Annotated in this window: 12 protein-coding genes; 3 read left to right on the top strand and 9 right to left on the bottom strand. The window is 63.9% G+C overall.

Annotation, left to right across the window (positions count from 1 at the left end; genetic code table 11):
• Nucleotide 1: 1 nt before the first annotated feature.
• From ACFHWW_RS12085 to ACFHWW_RS12050, 8 genes are all read right to left on the bottom strand, one after another.
• The gene (locus tag ACFHWW_RS12085; protein WP_018098731.1) at nucleotides 2-883 is read right to left on the bottom strand and encodes a carbohydrate ABC transporter permease; all 882 of its coding nucleotides are present in this window, start codon (nucleotides 881-883) and stop codon (nucleotides 2-4) included.
• Complete coding sequence (locus tag ACFHWW_RS12080) at nucleotides 883-1,761, bottom strand: carbohydrate ABC transporter permease (RefSeq protein WP_018098730.1); 879 nt, start codon at nucleotides 1,759-1,761, stop codon at nucleotides 883-885. Before ACFHWW_RS12080 ends, ACFHWW_RS12085 begins: the two co-directional genes overlap by 1 nt.
• Before the next feature lie 211 nt (nucleotides 1,762-1,972).
• Complete coding sequence (locus ACFHWW_RS12075) at nucleotides 1,973-3,217, bottom strand: ABC transporter substrate-binding protein (RefSeq protein WP_018098729.1); 1,245 nt, start codon at nucleotides 3,215-3,217, stop codon at nucleotides 1,973-1,975.
• Nucleotides 3,218-3,376: 159 nt separating this feature from the next.
• Nucleotides 3,377-4,885: an aldehyde dehydrogenase family protein gene (locus ACFHWW_RS12070; protein ID WP_379938390.1), complete on the bottom strand. Its 1,509-nt coding sequence runs from the start codon at nucleotides 4,883-4,885 to the stop codon at nucleotides 3,377-3,379.
• Complete coding sequence (locus ACFHWW_RS12065; RefSeq protein ID WP_379938388.1) at nucleotides 4,885-5,664, bottom strand: enoyl-CoA hydratase/isomerase family protein; 780 nt, start codon at nucleotides 5,662-5,664, stop codon at nucleotides 4,885-4,887. Before ACFHWW_RS12065 ends, ACFHWW_RS12070 begins: the two co-directional genes overlap by 1 nt.
• Nucleotides 5,657-7,279: an acyl CoA:acetate/3-ketoacid CoA transferase gene (locus ACFHWW_RS12060; RefSeq protein ID WP_379938386.1), complete on the bottom strand. Its 1,623-nt coding sequence runs from the start codon at nucleotides 7,277-7,279 to the stop codon at nucleotides 5,657-5,659. Before ACFHWW_RS12060 ends, ACFHWW_RS12065 begins: the two co-directional genes overlap by 8 nt.
• Complete coding sequence (locus ACFHWW_RS12055; RefSeq protein ID WP_338283670.1) at nucleotides 7,279-8,280, bottom strand: 1,5-anhydro-D-fructose reductase; 1,002 nt, start codon at nucleotides 8,278-8,280, stop codon at nucleotides 7,279-7,281. Before ACFHWW_RS12055 ends, ACFHWW_RS12060 begins: the two co-directional genes overlap by 1 nt.
• Entirely contained in the window at nucleotides 8,277-9,320 is a 1,044-nt protein-coding gene (locus ACFHWW_RS12050; RefSeq protein ID WP_338283669.1) for a LacI family DNA-binding transcriptional regulator, read from the bottom strand. Before ACFHWW_RS12050 ends, ACFHWW_RS12055 begins: the two co-directional genes overlap by 4 nt.
• A gap of 276 nt (nucleotides 9,321-9,596) precedes the next feature.
• Between ACFHWW_RS12050 and ACFHWW_RS12045 the strand changes: the two genes are divergently transcribed.
• On the top strand, nucleotides 9,597-10,766 hold the full coding sequence (locus ACFHWW_RS12045; protein ID WP_379938383.1) for a dihydrodipicolinate synthase family protein: 1,170 nt from the start codon (nucleotides 9,597-9,599) through the stop codon (nucleotides 10,764-10,766).
• A gap of 211 nt (nucleotides 10,767-10,977) precedes the next feature.
• Here ACFHWW_RS12045 and ACFHWW_RS12040 read toward each other — a convergent pair whose 3' ends face one another.
• Nucleotides 10,978-13,041 (bottom strand): M3 family metallopeptidase, encoded by a 2,064-nt coding sequence (locus tag ACFHWW_RS12040; RefSeq protein ID WP_379938381.1) that lies wholly within the window; start codon nucleotides 13,039-13,041, stop codon nucleotides 10,978-10,980.
• 333 nt (nucleotides 13,042-13,374) lie between these two features.
• Between ACFHWW_RS12040 and leuB the strand changes: the two genes are divergently transcribed.
• Both leuB and ACFHWW_RS12030 read left to right on the top strand, forming a co-directional pair.
• Complete coding sequence (gene leuB / locus ACFHWW_RS12035) at nucleotides 13,375-14,487, top strand: 3-isopropylmalate dehydrogenase (RefSeq protein WP_100672655.1); 1,113 nt, start codon at nucleotides 13,375-13,377, stop codon at nucleotides 14,485-14,487.
• A gap of 130 nt (nucleotides 14,488-14,617) precedes the next feature.
• Complete coding sequence (locus ACFHWW_RS12030) at nucleotides 14,618-15,325, top strand: phosphatase PAP2 family protein (protein WP_275597109.1); 708 nt, start codon at nucleotides 14,618-14,620, stop codon at nucleotides 15,323-15,325.
• The last annotated feature ends 82 nt before the right edge of the window (nucleotides 15,326-15,407 follow it).

Here is a 15,407-nt window from a genome sequence, read left to right as displayed (position 1 = left end):
CTTATCCTTTCACGGCGCCGGACATCAGTCCGCGGACGAAATAGCGGCCGGACACGATGTAGACGATGAGCGTTGGCAGGGCGGCGAGGATCGCGCCCGCGAAGTGGACATTGTATTCCTTGACCCCCGTGGACGAGCTCACGAGATTGTTGAGAGCCACCGTCATCGGCGTCGAATACGGCCCGGAGAACGAGGCCCCGAACAGGAAGTCGTTCCAGATATTGGTGAACTGCCAGATGACCGAGACGACGATGATCGGCCCTGAGGACGGCAGCAATATCCGCCGGAAGATCTGGAAGAAGCTGGCGCCGTCGATCTGTGCCGCACGCACCAGCTCGGTCGGGAAGGCCTCGTAGTAGTTGCGGAAATACAGCGTCGTGAAGCCGATACCGTAGACCACATGCACCAGGATCAGACCCCAGATCGAACCGGCGATGCCGAGAATGCCGAGAATGCGCGCCATCGGGATCAGCACGATCTGGAAGGGAATGAAGCACGAGAGAAGCAGCATGCCGAAGAAGATGTTCGCCCCGGGGAAGCGCCATTTCGTCAGCACGTAGCCGTTGAGCGCGCCGATGATCGTGGAAATCGCCACGGCCGGGACGACCATCAGGATCGAATTGATGAAGAAAGGCCGAAGGCCGGTGGGCTGCACGCCGATCTGGGCGGTCGACCAGGCCGAAAGCCACGGTTCGACGGTCCAGGTCCGAGGCAGGTTCAACATGCCGCCCTGCCGGATCTCATCCAGCGGCTTCAGGGAATTCACCAGCATCACATAGAGCGGCAGCAGCGAATAGAGTGCGAAGAGGATCAGCGCCGAATAGATCAGAGCGCGCGTCAGCCGGTTGTGCGAGATGACGTTTTCGGAATTGGGAGCGCCCATCAGCGTTTTCCTCCCCGGACTTCGGAATAGAGATAGGGAACGATGATCGAGAAGATCATCACCAGCATCACGATCGCCGACGAGGCCCCGATCGCCATCTGGTTTCGGGTGAAGGTGTAAGAATACATGAAGGTCGCCGGCAGCTCGGTCGCCTGCCCCGGCCCGCCGCCCGTCAATGCGATGATCAGATCGTAGGCCTTGATGGCAAGGTGGGCGAGTACGACAAAGGCCGAAAGGAAGACCGGCCGCATCAGGGGAATGATGATCCGCCGATAGATGGTTGGGGTCGTCGCCCCGTCGATCTGGGCGGCCTTGATGATCTCGTTGTCGACGCCGCGCAGGCCCGCCAGGAACATCGCCATGATGAAGCCGGTCGACTGCCAGACGGCCGCGATGACGACGCAGTAGATCGCATAGTTGCGGTCCTTGATCCAGTTGAACGAGAAGCTTTCCCAGCCCCAGAGATGCATGGTGTTCTCAAGCCCGATACCGGGATCGAGGAACCACTTCCACGCGGTGCCGGTGACGATGAAGGAAAGCGCCATCGGATAGAGATAAATCGGACGAAGGAAACCTTCGGCGCGGATCTTCTGGTCGAGCAGGATCGCCAGCCCGAGACCCAGCACCGAGCAGACCACGATATAGAGAGTCGCGAAGATCGCCAGATTGCTGACCGCGCGCCACCAGTGCGGCAGGGCCCATAACCGGCTGTAATTGCTCAAACCCACGAAGTTGTAGGACGGCAGCATCTTACTGTCCGTCATCGACAGGAAGCCCGTATAGGCTATGAAGCCGTAGACGAACACCAGAACTATGAGAAAGCTGGGGGCGAGCACGAGCTTTGGCAAAAGCTCCTGCAGCCGGTTGCGGCTATCCATGTTTGCTACCACCGTATGTTTCGTTCGTGGAGGGGATTGCCCCTCACCCTAGCCCTCTCCCCGCATGCGGGGAGAGGGGACTGAGGCGTAGCGGCTCAAGCCCTCATCTCAAGGCGAGAGGACGCCGGAGCTCACCGCTTGTCCCTTCTCCCCGCACGCGGGGAGAAGGTCGCGGCAGCGGGATGAGGGGCTTTTCCCCTCCTCGGTGCCTCTACTTCGCAGCCTCGACCGCCGCCACGAGTTCCGTCACCGCCTCTTCCGAGTCGAGTTCGCCGTTGAACTGGCGTGTGACCACGTCGTAGATCGCGTTCTTGACGGCAGCCGGATTGGCATGGCCGTGGGCCATGGAGCCGAAGAGCGTGCCGTTGGTATTTGCTTCCGCGAGGTCCTTGATGCCCTTCTTGCCGCAGGCGTCGAAGTCGGTATCCGGAACGTCGGTGCGGGCGGGAACGGAACCCTTGACGACGTTGAAGGCCGACTGGAAGGCCGGGCTCTCGATTGCCGAGGCCATCTGCAGCTGTGCCGGAACCTTGTCTTCCGAAACCTTGAACATCGCGAACTGGTCGGAATTGAAGGTGACCGAACCTTGCGTTCCGGGGAAGCGCATGCAGACGAAATCGGTGCCGGGCACCTTCTTCGCCTTCAGGAACTCGCCCTTCGCCCAGTCACCCATGAACTGCAGGCCGGCCTTGTTCTCGATGACCATCGCCGAGGCGAGGTTCCAGTCGCGGCCGGAGAAGTTGTCGTCCACATAGGAGCGCAGCTTCGTCATGCGGTCGAAGGCTTCCTTCATCTTGTCGCCGCCGAGCGCCGCCGGATCGAGATCGATGAAAGCCTGCTTGTAGAAGTCGTTGCCCAGCGAAAGAACGACGGCGTCGAAGATCGTCGCGTCCTGCCAGGGCTGGCCGCCATGGGCGACCGGCGTGATGCCCTGCTCCTTGAACTTGTCGAGCAGCGCGATCAGCTCTTCCCAGGTGGTCGGTTCCTTGCCGCCGGCCTTGTCGAGGGCGGCCTTGTTGATCCAGACCCAGTTGGTCGAATGGACGTTGACCGGCGCGGCGATCCAGTGTCCGTCATATTTCGAGAACTGCTGCAGTGCCGCCGGAATGACCTTGTCCCAGCCCTCCTTGGAGGCGACCTCGTCCAGGTTGCCCAGCGCGCCTTCCTTGGCCCAGTCGAGAATGTCGAAGCCGAGCATCTGCACGGCCGTCGGCGCGTTGCCCGCGGTGACGCGGGCACGAAGCACCGTCATCGCTTCGGTGCCGCCGCCGCCGGCGACCGGCATGTCGGTCCAACTGATGCCCTTGCTCTCCAGGTCCTTCTTGAGGACGTCGAGGGCCGCGGCTTCGCCGCCGGATGTCCACCAGTGCAGTACTTCCACATTCTCGGCTGCACGCGCAGCTGTCGCCGCCAACATCAGTGCTGCAACAGCAGTCGTCGTCATGAACTTGCGCATCGTTATCCTCCCGTTTGCAAGTTTCCGAAGCGGAACCTCCTCCGCTCTTTTCCGGTGCCGCCCGGTTCCCGCGGACGGCTGGCCTGCGACTGACGTCACCCGGCCAATTCAAGACGTTACACCCTTTCGGCGATTACGAAACCTCGCCCCTTCCCTTCTTCAGCGCGGCATCCACCAGTTGCTGCGCTGGCCGATATGCATGTTGAGCGTCTTCGTCTCCGTATAGTCCTCGACCGCATGGCGGCCGAGCTCGCGGCCGAGCCCGGATTGCCGGTAGCCGCCGAAAGGCAGCTCGGATGCGCCATCCATGAAGGTGTTCATCCAGACCGTGCCGGCGCGTACCCGCCGCCCGATCGTCAGGCAGGTGTCGAAGTCGCGGCTCCAGACCCCGGCGGAAAGCCCGTAATCGATCGAATTGGCGATCCGGATCGCCTCTTCCGTCTTCTCGAAAGTCAGAACGGAGAGAACCGGCCCGAAGACTTCCTCCCGGGCCACGGCCATTTCGGGCCGAACGGCCGACAGAATGGTCGGGGCCATGAACTGTCCCATGCCGAGATCGAGCGTGGTGCCGCCATGGGCTATTCTCGCGCCTTCGTTCGACGCCGAAGAAACATAGCCGGCGATCTTTTGCAGATGCTGCGGCGTGATGATTGCGCCGACCTGCGTTTCAGGGTCGAGCGGATCTCCGACCTTGACCTTGGCCGAGAGGCTGGCGATGCGCGTCGTCACCTCCTCGGCGATATCGCGATGCAGGATCAGCCGCGAGCCGGCATTGCAGCATTCGCCGGCATTGAAATAGGCGCCGAAGACGGCCGCATCGATGAATTCGTCCAGGTTTGCGTCCGGAAAGACGATCTGCGGATTCTTGCCCCCGAGTTCCAGCGAGACCTTCTTCAAGGTCTGCGCCGCATTGGCCATGGTCAGCCGGCCGATTCCGGTCGAGCCGGTAAAGGAGACCATGTCGACATGCGGGTGGGTGGTGAGCGGCGCGCCGGCCTCCGGCCCCGTGCCGACGATGATGTTCACGACGCCCTGGGGCACGCCGGCCGCTTCCAGGATTTCGCCGAGAACCAGCGTCGAGGCCGAGGTGAGTTCGGAGGGCTTCACCACCGTCGTGCAGCCGGCGGCAAGGGCGAAGGGAAGCTTCTGACTGACGATCAGGAAAGGGAAGTTCCACGGCGTGATGATCGATACGACGCCGATCGGCTCGCGCAGCACGACGCCGAGCGTACCCTCCCCGAGCGTGTTGTAGCTTTCGCCCGAGAGTTCGCGCGCAAGTGCTGCCGCATAGCGCCAGATGTCGGCGGCGCCCGCCAATTCGCCCTTCGCCTGGCTGATCGGCTTGCCGGATTCGACCGCATCGAGAAAAGCGAGCTCATCCGCGCGCGCGGCAATCATGTCGGCGGCCCTGAGCAGGATCAGCGACCGTTCCGAGGCGGTCATGCGCGGCCACGGACCCTCGTCGAAGGCGCGCCGTGCGGCGGCGATCGCCCGTTCGGCATCCGCTTTCGCCGCCGCCTGATAGCGGCTGACGACGACGCCGTGACCCGGCGCCACGCGCTCGATCTTGCGGCCCTCGGCGCCATCCACCCACTGACCGTCGATCAGCATCCGGAATTCGCGGACCTCGTAATCGCCGAGCGCCTTCGGCCTCACCACCGCCGTCATCACCATTCTCCCTTGAAGCGAGCTTCACGCTTTTCACTGAAGGCGGCTACGCCTTCCTTGAGATCGCCGGTCTTGGCGACGAGGATCGATCCCAACGCTTCCACCGCCGCGCCCTTGTCTTCGCCGCTGGCCGAGGCGATCATCAGCTTCGATATTTCGAGCGCCGCCGGCCCGCGGCCGGCGACCCGCGCGGCGTAGTCGCGCGCCGCCTGCATGACCGCGCCGGTCTCGACCACTGCGTCGATAAGCCCCTCGGCCTTGGCTTCCGCCGCCGAGAACATCTCGCCGCCGAGCACCATGCGGCGAACGATCTGCGCGCCGAAGCGCGCGACCAGGCGCTGCGTGCCCGACCAGCCCGGAACCATGCCGAGGCTCGTCTCCGGCAGGCCGATCTTCACCTGTTTTTCGGCCAGTCGTATATCCGCCGCCGCCGCAAGCTCCAGACCGCCGCCAAGCGCATGGCCGTTGAGTGCCGCGATCACCGGCATGCGCAGCGTGGCGAGCCGTTCGAAAACGCGGTGGCCGAACCGCACCCAGTCATGGCCGAAGGCGACTGGCTCCATGCCGCCCCAGGCCTTGATGTCGCCGCCGGCGGAAAAGGCCTTGCCCTCGCCGGTAAGGATCAGGACGCGCACGTCGCGCTTCGCCTCGGCCGTATCGCAGGCCGCGTCGAGCGCCTTCAGCATTCCGATGTCGAAGGCGTTGAGCTTTTCCGGCCGCGCGACCGTCATGATCGCTATGGGACCGTCGAAATCGATGCGGATGCGTTCGTCAGCCATCGACGCCTCCCGTGAGCCGGCGCGACGCCTTGGCGGGCAGCGTCAGGCCGATCGGCCCCTCGCCGAACAGCGCCGGATCCATCGGCTTCAGCGCGTCGGAGACGATCAGCGGAAACTCCGACTGAGCAAGGATATCCGTTTCGAGATCGACGCCCGGGGCGATTTCGGTGAGCACCACGCCTTCCGGGGTCAGTTTCATCACGCAGCGCTCGGTGACATAGGTGATGTCCTGCCCCTGCTCGACGGCCCGGCGGCCGGAGAAAGTGACGTGCTCGACCGTGTTGACGAGCTTCTTGAGCTTGCCTTCCTTCTCGATCACGAGCCGCCCGTCGGCGACCGCCAGCTTCGCACCCGCATTGAACATGCCGGAGAAGACGATCTTCTTCGCCCGCGCGGTGATGTCGACGAACCCCCCCGCCCCCGCCGTTACATGCGGGCGGAAGCTGAGCTTCGAGACGTTGACGGAGCCGGTGCGGTCGATCTCCAGGAAGGAGAGCAGAGAAGCATCGAAGCCTGCGCCCTGGAAATAGGTGAACTGGTATGGCGACGGCATGAAGGCGTCCGCATTCGAGGCGCAGCCGAAGGCGAAATCGAGGAGCGGCACGCCGCCGACGGCGCCCTGTTCGATGACCCAGGTCACTGCGCCGTGCAGACCCTCTTCGATGAGGATGCGCGGGACGTTTGCGGAAATGCCGAAACCGAGATTGACCGCACTGCCCGCCTCGAGCTCCTTGGCGACGCGGCGCGCGATCACTTTCTGGATATTGAATTCCGGCAGTCGGAAGCTGTCGAGCGGACGGAATATCTCGCCGGAAATGGCGGGGTCGTAGAGCGTCTGCGTCGTCTGCTTCTGTTCGGGATCCACGACGACATAGTCGACCAGAACGCCCGGTACACGCACATCATGGGGCTTCAGCGAGCCTTCTTTGGCAATGCGTTTCACCTGGGCAATGACGATGCCGCCATTGTTGCGGGCGGCAAGCGCCTGGTCGAGGCCGCCTAGATAGGCGCCCTCGTGCTCATAGGTGAGATTGCCGCGTTCGTCGGCGGTCGTGGCGCGGATGATCGCCACCTGAGGCGCGATCGCCTTGAAATAAAGCCAGTCCTCTCCCTCGAAGGAGATCTTCTTCACCACCGGTTCGGCGGCGGCTGACGCATTCATGGCGCAGCCTTCGCGCGACGGGTCGACGAAGGTGTCGAGCCCCACCTTGGTCATGACGCCCGGGCGCTTGGCCGCCGCCTCGCGATGCATGTCGAAGAGAATGCCCGAGGGGATATTATAGGCGGCCACCTCGTTCGCGCCGATCATCTGCCAGATCAGCGGCGGTTCGGCGCTCGACGGGCCTGAGGGATAGGAGCCGCCGATGATCTTTTTCAGGAGGCCCTTCCTGGCGATATGATCCACACCCTTGATGCCGCTCATGTCGCCGGCGGCGATCGGATGCAGCGTCGTCAGATCGCGCGGGTGTCCGGTCGCCTCGAAGCGCTCGCCGATCGCCTTCAGCATCAGGTCCGGGCAGCCAAGCCCGCTGGAGGAGGAGACCGAAACGATTGCGCCGTCCGGAATCAAGCCGGCAGCTTCCGCAAGCGAAGTTTGTTTGCCCGTCATGCGCATCAAAGTCCCGTTTCGATCTCGACGGCACCGCCGGTAGCCGCCGCCTTTACCACCGCAAGCCCGGTGGCGAGCGACCAGACGCCATCCTCGCCGCTCGCCGACGGACGGCCATTGCCCCCGATCGCGGAATGGAATGCCTCGAGCGCCGTCTCGTAGAGATTGCGGTGGTCGAGCGGCAATTCGCTCTCGCCCTCTTCATTGCGCAGCACGACCGTGCCGACAGGCCGCTGCGTCATCACGTTGCGACCGATCAGCGATCCCGCGGTTCCGTGAACTTCGAGACCCGTCTCGGCAAATTTCGTGGTGAAGGCATCATGAAACTGGGCGATGACGCCGGAGCGGAAGCGGAGCACGCCCATGACCCCGTCCTCGAGTCCTTCCTTGCCCATGCCGGCGCTGTGACTGATCGCGACGGCCTCGATCGGGTCGTCGTTCAGAACGAAGCGCAGCGTGTCGGCGTCGTGCACGGTGATATCGAGAATGACGCCGCCGCCCGCCTCCGGCCTGTCGAGCCGCCAGCCCTGGAGGTGCGGCGGCAGATAGACGGCATGGAAGACCCGTGCCGCGATCGGCCGGCCGATCCGGCCCGCGGAGATCGCTTCCCGCATGGCCCGATGGGTGGCGGCATTGCGCAAGTGATGATTGGTGCCGAGCACGACGCCGGCCTCGCAGGCCTTGAGCACCATTTCACAGCCGTCATTGAGATTCATCGCCAGCGGCTTCTCGCAGAGAACGTGCTTGCCGGCGCGGATCGCCGCGAGCGCCTGATCGTGGTGAAGCTCGTTCGTCGTGGAGATGTAGACGGCGTCCACGTCGGGATCGCCGACGAGATCGTCGACGCTCGTGACAGCCTTTACGATCCCGTTCTCGGCGGCATAGGCCTCTCCTCGTTCCGCGCTCGAACTCATCACCGAGACGACGTCGCCGCCTGCGGCGCGGATGGCGCCGATCACCCATTCGCGCGCGATCGTGCTCGCGCCGATCAGTCCCCAGCGAATCATGACGAAATCTCCTTCACTCTGCGTCCGACGGCAGCACCGCAGCTCTGACGAATGGCGAGCCGGACCGGGCTGACGATCGCTTCCGGCTCGACACGGCCGCTATTGATCTGTTTCAAGAGCAATTCCGCCGCACGCTCGCCCATGCCATGCGGATCGACCGAGACCGTGGTCAGCGCCGGCACCGCGGTCTTGGCCTCGATCACGTCATCGAAACCGATCACCGCGAAATCCTCGCCGGGCTCCAGCCGGCGCGCACGCAGCCCGTCGCAGACGCCGAAGGCGACGGCATCGTTAAAGCAGAGGGCCGCGGTCGGCCGCTCCTTCAGCATCATCGCCTGCTCGATCGCCGTCACCCCGCCGGCGCGCGAGGGCGCCGAACCGATGACCAGGTCGTCTGAGACCTGGAGGCCGGCCTCCCGAAGGGCATCGCCATAGCCGCGCATGCGCGCTTCGAAGACCGCGGTATCGGCGAAGCCTCCGAGGAAGGCGACGCGGCGATGGCCACGCTCGACCAGATGGCGCACGGCGGCAACGGCGCCGGCATGATTGTCCGAAGTCAAAGAGGATACACCGGCGCCGGCAATGTCGCGCACGACGAGCACGACCGGAATGCCGGCGGCAACGAGCGGCGCGAGATCCGCGGCTTCCGTTCCGCGCGCCGGGGATATGATGAGCCCCGACACCCCGTGCTCGCGCATCGAGGCGATGACCTCGCGCTGGCGGTCGAGCTTCTCGCTCGTATTGGCGAGGAACTGCACGAAGCCGGCGGCCTGCACGACCTCATCGACCCCGACCGCGAGCTCCGCAAAGAAGCTGTTCGTGAGATCGTTGACGACGATGCCGATGATCTTCGATCTCGCCTGGCGCAGATTGGCGGCGCTGCGATTGTACACGTAGCCGAGCTCACGGATCACTGCATTGACTTTAGCCCTCGTCGATTCGTTGACGAGCGGACTTGCCTGCAGGACGAGCGACACGGTCGACTTCGACACGCCGGCGGCGCGCGCGATGTCGACAACCGTCACCCGCTCCTTCCCCATGAACATCCTCCCCGAAATTTCATCTCTCTCGTCCTTAATAATTGGAACGTTCCAATTTCGTCAAGAGGCTCCTGTTCACATTTTTGCCGGCGCCTTGGCAACGCATGGCACTGCATTTCTCCCGTAAGCGGCTGTTATAGCTAATTCGAGAGGATTACCTCATTCCGGACTCCACAGGGGAGCGCTGCTGCTGCGAGGAGAGAGTTTGATTTTCGCCTTGAAATTTGGAACGGTCTAAATTATTCGATGCGATGAGGTAGAGGAGGATATAAGCCGATGACCAGCGTTTTTCTGCCGCGCCAGGACGGTTCGCTCGAAGAGTACCGGCTTCGGGGCGAACCGATCACCCGACCCGGAGCGGCCCCGACCTTCAACCGCATCGCCTATGCGGCCGCGCATGTCGTTTCCGATCCGCTTCGCGACAGCGACCCTTGGGGCAATCCGGCAATCGACTGGGAAGCGACGATGGCCTTCCGCCATCACCTGTGGGGGCTCGGCTTCCGGATCGCCGAGGCGATGGATACGGCGCAACGCGGCATGGGACTTACATGGGGGGCGGCGCAGGAGCTGATCCGTCGCTCGCTCGCCGAAGCGCGAAGCGTTCCGGGCGCCGATCTCGCCTGCGGCGCCGGCACCGACCACCTTTCGCCGGCCGACGCGCGCTCGATTGACGATGTCATCGCGGCCTACGAGGAGCAGGTCGGCTTCGTCGAAGCCGAGGGCGGCCGGGCGATCATGATGGCGAGCCGGGCGCTCGCGCGCGTGGCGCGCTCCCCCGACGACTACCGGCGTGTCTACGGCCGCATCCTGTCCCAGACCAGGGACAAGGTCGTACTCCACTGGCTGGGCGACATGTTCGACCCGCAGCTCAAAGGCTATTGGGGCTCGGAAAACTTCTCGCAGGCGCTCGAAACCGTGCTGGCCATCATCGGCGAGAACAGCGCCAAGGTAGAGGGAATCAAGATTTCGCTGCTCGATAACGCCAAGGAATTGGCGTTGCGCAGCCGGCTACCCGAGGGCGTGCTCTGCTTCACCGGCGACGATTTCAACTATGCGGAACTGATCGAGGGCGACGGCAACAAGTACAGCCACGCACTGCTCGGCATCTTCGACGCCGTCGCGCCGTCGGCCTCGAAGGCGCTCTCGGCCCTCGCCGGGGGCGATCTTGCGACCTTTCGCGGCGTCATAGAGCCGACCGTGCCGCTCTCGCGCAAGATCTTCGAGGCGCCGACGCAATATTACAAGGCCGGCGTCGTCTTCCTGGCCTGGCTGAACGGCCACCAACGGCATTTCACCCTGCCGGCCGGCCTGCAATCGGCTCGCGGATTGCTCCACTATGCCGATATCTTCCGCCTGGCGGATCAGGCCAATGTGCTCGACAAGCCGGAGCTGGCTACCGAGCGGATGCACAATCTGCTGGCTGTGCTGGGGGTGGAGCAGGCATAGATCTCACCTGTCTTCAACGGGCCGGTTGTGCCCCCTCGTCGCCTTCGCGACCTTCTCCCCGCAAGCGGGGCGAAGGGGCGACGGCGCGCGCGGTCCCCCTCCACACCACAGGCGTAGCCGCAATGAGATCGCCCGTGTGGCGCGTCCCCTCCCGCCGCTTGCGGGGAGAGGGTCGGGGGCAGTTACCCCCTATATTTTCAAAGACAAGAGCCTAAGCCGCCAGCCCCTTCTTCGCCAGCATCGCGTCCGGGCTCGGCAGCTTGCCGCGGAAGGCCTTGTAGGCGTCTTCCGGATCGACGGAGCCGCCGACCGAGTAGATATTGTCCTTCAGTCTGGCCGCCATCGCCGGGTCGAAGGGATCGCCGGTCTCCTCGAAGGCCGCGAATGCATCGGCGTCGAGCACCTCCGACCACATGTAGGAGTAGTAGCCGGCCGAATAGCCGTCGCCGGAGAAGACGTGAAGAAAATGCGGGCTGCGGTGGCGCATGACGATCGACTGCGGCAGGCCGATCTTCTCGAGCGTCGCCGCTTCGAGCGCCATCGGATCGCCGACCTCTTCCGCCGTGTGATAGGCCATGTCGACGAGCGCCGAGGCGGTAAACTCGACCGTCGCGAAACCGGAATTGAACGTCCGGGCCGCCAACACCTTGTCGAGCAGCGCCTGCGGCATCGGCTCGCCGGTCCTGTAGTGCACCGCATATTTCCTGAGAATGTCCGGCACCGTCAGCCAATGCTCGTAAAGCTGCGAGGGCAGCTCCACGAAATCGCGCGCGACGCCGGTACCCGAAACCGAGGGATAGGTGACATTGGAAAGCATGCCGTGCAGCGCATGGCCGAATTCGTGGAAGAGCGTGCGGGCGTCGTCGATCGATAGGAGCGCCGGCTTGCCCTCGGCGGGCTTGGCGAAGTTGCAGACATTGTACACGATCGGGATTTCGCCAATTGCGCCGTTCTCGAGCTTCAGCCTGTGCTGCGACTGAAAGGAGCTCATCCATGCGCCGGAGCGTTTCGAGGAGCGCGCGAAATAATCACCGAGGAAAAGGGCCGTGAGGCTGCCTGAGGCGTCGCGTATCTCGAAGACGCGGACGTCCGGGTGATAGGCGGGAACGCCATTCTTCTCGGTTGCGGTGATGCCGAAGAGGCGGCCGGCGACGGCGAAGCAGGCGTCGATGATCTTCTCCAGCTGCAGATAGGGCTTCAGTTCGCTTTCCGAAAAGCTGAATTTCCGGGCCCTGAATTTTTCCGCATAGTGTCGCCAGTCCCAAGGCATGACCTCGTGGTTGCGGCCCTCTTCGGCAATGAGCGTGGCGAGTTCCGCCTCCTCTTCCCGGGCCCGCGCCACCGCCTTTTCCCATACCTGCATCAGCAGGCCGTTCACGGCTTCAGGGGTCTTCGCCATGGTGTTGTCGAGCTTCAGCGCCGCATAATTCTCATAGCCGAGCAGTTTCGCCTTCTCCGCCCGGAGAGCGAGCGTTTCGGCGATGATGCCGCGATTGTCGGTCTCGCCGCCATTTTCGCCGCGCGCCGTCCAGGCCCTGAAAGCCTGTTCGCGCAGTTCCCGTCTTTCGGAGAAGGTCAGGAACGGCTCGATGATCGAGCGCGACAGCGTGACCGCATATTTATCTTCCTCGCCGCGCTCGCGCGCGGCCGCCGCCATCGCATCTCTCAGGAAATCCGGAATCCCCGCCAAGTCCTCTTCGCTCGACAGGATGAGCGCCCAGTCCTTCTCGTCTGCGAGAACGTTCTGCCCGAACCTGGCGCCGAGGCCGGCGAGCTTCTCGTTGATCGCCGCGCGACGCTCCTGCTCGGGCTTGTCAAGCTTGGCGCCCGCTTTCACGAAGCTCTTCCAGTGCCGTTCCAGAACGCGCATGGCTTCGACATCGAGGCCGAGCTCTTCCCTTTTCTCCCAGAGTGCGTCGATGCGGCCGAAGAGTGCCGGGTTGGTGCCGATCTTCGAATAATGGCGCGACATTTTCGGTGCGATCTCGCGCTCCAGCGCCTGAATCACCTCGTTCGTATGGGCGCCCGCCTTGCTCCAGAAGAGAGCGGAGACGCGCGAAAGTTCATCGCCGGCGATTTCCAGCGCGGCGACGGTGTTGTCGAAGGTGGGCTCCTCCGCATTGTCGGCAATGGCCTCGATCTCCGCCTCGTGACTCGCCAATGCCGCATCGAAGGCAAGCGCGAAATCCTCGTCCATGATCGCCTCGAACCGGGGCAGGCCCTCGTGTCCGGTCCAGTTGACGAGGGCGGGATTGAGCGAAGCGCTGTCGGTCATCAGGATTCCTTTCGAATGCGGGAGCGCGGCGAAAACCGCAAAGCAGGTGCTTGAAGTGGTCGATCGGCGCCGGACCGTCAAGGTTTGCGCAGGGCGAAAAGGCCGGGCGCTGCTTGCCAGGCCGCCTGCGGAAAGGCGCCGAAAAGAAGCGTTTCCGACATGGTGAAATCCCCGGTTGAGTTCAGCCATTCGAGCGCCGGCGCGCGATTCCGTCAAGCGGAAACAGGGTAGCGGTGACACCGGAGCACGCACAATTCTTTCGCAGACGCAATTTCCCTTGATACGAAGTTGCGCTAAGAACCCGGCCGAGTTTTCACGCGAGAAGGACTATCCATGACTGTGCGCAATCTCTTCCTTCTGCCCGGCGACGGCATCGGCCCGGAAGCCATGGCGGAAGTCCGCAAAATCATCGCTTACATGAATGCCGAGCGAGACGCCGGCTTCGTGACGGACGAGGGGCTTGTGGGTGGCTCGGCCTATGACACCCATGGCGCGGCGATCTCCGAAGCGGATATGGCGAAGGCGCTTGCCGCCGATGCGGTGCTCTTCGGCGCCGTCGGCGGACCGAAATGGGATGCGGTGCCCTATGAGGTGCGGCCGGAAGCCGGGCTCCTGCGCCTGCGCAAGGACCTCGAGCTTTTCGCCAACCTTCGCCCCGCCATCTGCTACCCGGCGCTTGCCAACGCATCGTCGCTGAAGCCCGAGCTGGTCGAGGGCCTCGACATCCTCATCGTGCGCGAGCTGACGGGCGGCGTCTATTTCGGCGAGCCCAAGGAGATCATCGATCTCGGCAACGGCCAGAAGCGCGGCATCGACACGCAGGTCTACGACACCTACGAGATCGAGCGCATCGCCGGGGTCGCCTTCGAACTCGCCCGCACCCGCAACAATCGCGTCTGCTCGATGGAAAAGCGCAACGTGATGAAGTCGGGCGTGCTCTGGAACCAGGTCGTGACCGAGACGCACAAGGCGAAGTATTCCGACGTCCAGCTCGAGCACATGCTGGCGGATGCCGGCGGCATGCAGCTCGTGCGGCAGCCGAAGCAGTTCGACGTGATCGTCACCGACAACCTTTTCGGCGACATGCTGTCCGACGTCGCCGCCATGCTGACAGGCTCGCTCGGCATGCTGCCCTCCGCCTCGCTCGGCGCTCCGGATGCCAAGACCGGCAAGCGCAAGGCGCTCTACGAGCCGGTGCACGGCTCGGCGCCGGACATCGCCGGCAAGGGGGTCGCCAATCCGATCGCCATGATCGCTTCCTTCGCCATGTGCCTGCGCTACTCCTTCAACCTCGTGAAGGAAGCCGACGGCCTGGAGAAGGCGATCGCCAACGTGCTCGATCAGGGCATCCGCACCGGCGACATCATGGCGGAAGGCTGCCGGAAAGTCGGTACGGCCGAGATGGGCGACGCGATCCTCGCCGAGTTCAAGAGCCTCTCGGCCTGACGACTGCGCCTTCGCTTGCGGCCCGAATAGTCGAACCGCACCTCCGGCCTTGCCGGGGGTGCTTCGCGTTTACGGGGTCTTGATTTTGCCGGCCGAGCCTTCACATCCATAAGGCGAAGGAAGGAGCAAAATGAACCGACCGCTTTCACTGACCGTCTGGATCTGGCTGATGACGGTCGTCCTCGTCGTCGCCTTCACCCCGTTCGACCCGCATCTTTCCGAATGGGCGCAAGGTCTGCCGGAGGAGATCGTCGGCTTCAACCGCGCCATCACCGATATCGGCACCTTCGCCTGGATGATCTACAGCTCGGCCCTGCTGCTGCTGATCGCCTTCGTCGTCCGCCGATCCTCCGCGCGCGACACCTTGCGGCAGAGGGCGCGCGCGGCCCGCAATCTGTCCGCCTATTTCCTACTGACGATCGGCACGGCGAGCGCGCTGGTGCACGGCCTGAAATTTCTGATCGGCCGCGCCCGTCCCGAGCTCCTTGCAGATTACGGCCCCTACAGCCTCACGCCCTTTACCGGCGACACGCTGTTCGAAAGCTTCCCGTCGGGACATTCCACGGCGGCCGGCGCCTTCTTCGGCGCCTTCGCGATGGTGATGCCGCAGCTTCGGCCGCTGTTTCTGCTGCTGGCCCTGCTTGTCGGCATCTCGCGCGTCGTGGTCGGCGCGCATTACCCGAGCGATGTCGCCGCCGGCCTGCTGCTCGGGCTCTGGGTCGCGCTGATGATGGCTTTCCTCTTTGCCCGGCAGGGCTGGCTATTCAAGCGCGGTGCGGCCGGCTGGCCTGTGCTGAGGCATGTGGAGCACGAGGCCGAGGAAAGGGAAGCCGAGTAAATCGAAAAAAAGCCGGCGCGGAAGCCGCGCCGGAGTCAGGAGAGCTGTTGAGTTGGCGGAATGGGAAACACGCTCCCATCCC

Source organism: Sinorhizobium sp. P24N7 (assembly GCF_042436655.1).
Taxonomy (GTDB): domain Bacteria; phylum Pseudomonadota; class Alphaproteobacteria; order Rhizobiales; family Rhizobiaceae; genus Sinorhizobium; species Sinorhizobium meliloti_A.
This window is presented reverse-complemented; position numbering and strand designations above follow the sequence as displayed.

Excerpts from the sequence above, each read along its gene's own strand:
- ACFHWW_RS12085 (WP_018098731.1), bottom strand. The coding sequence starts at position 883 with ATGGGCGCTCCCAATTCCGAAAACGTCATCTCGCACAACCGGCTGACG.
- ACFHWW_RS12080 (WP_018098730.1), bottom strand. The coding sequence starts at position 1,761 with ATGGATAGCCGCAACCGGCTGCAGGAGCTTTTGCCAAAGCTCGTGCTC.
- ACFHWW_RS12075 (WP_018098729.1), bottom strand. The coding sequence starts at position 3,217 with ATGCGCAAGTTCATGACGACGACTGCTGTTGCAGCACTGATGTTGGCG.
- ACFHWW_RS12070 (WP_379938390.1), bottom strand. The coding sequence starts at position 4,885 with ATGACGGCGGTGGTGAGGCCGAAGGCGCTCGGCGATTACGAGGTCCGC.
- ACFHWW_RS12065 (WP_379938388.1), bottom strand. The coding sequence starts at position 5,664 with ATGGCTGACGAACGCATCCGCATCGATTTCGACGGTCCCATAGCGATC.
- ACFHWW_RS12060 (WP_379938386.1), bottom strand. The coding sequence starts at position 7,279 with ATGCGCATGACGGGCAAACAAACTTCGCTTGCGGAAGCTGCCGGCTTG.
- ACFHWW_RS12055 (WP_338283670.1), bottom strand. The coding sequence starts at position 8,280 with ATGATTCGCTGGGGACTGATCGGCGCGAGCACGATCGCGCGCGAATGG.
- ACFHWW_RS12050 (WP_338283669.1), bottom strand. The coding sequence starts at position 9,320 with ATGGGGAAGGAGCGGGTGACGGTTGTCGACATCGCGCGCGCCGCCGGC.
- ACFHWW_RS12045 (WP_379938383.1), top strand. The coding sequence starts at position 9,597 with ATGACCAGCGTTTTTCTGCCGCGCCAGGACGGTTCGCTCGAAGAGTAC.
- ACFHWW_RS12040 (WP_379938381.1), bottom strand. The coding sequence starts at position 13,041 with ATGACCGACAGCGCTTCGCTCAATCCCGCCCTCGTCAACTGGACCGGA.
- leuB (WP_100672655.1), top strand. The coding sequence starts at position 13,375 with ATGACTGTGCGCAATCTCTTCCTTCTGCCCGGCGACGGCATCGGCCCG.
- ACFHWW_RS12030 (WP_275597109.1), top strand. The coding sequence starts at position 14,618 with ATGAACCGACCGCTTTCACTGACCGTCTGGATCTGGCTGATGACGGTC.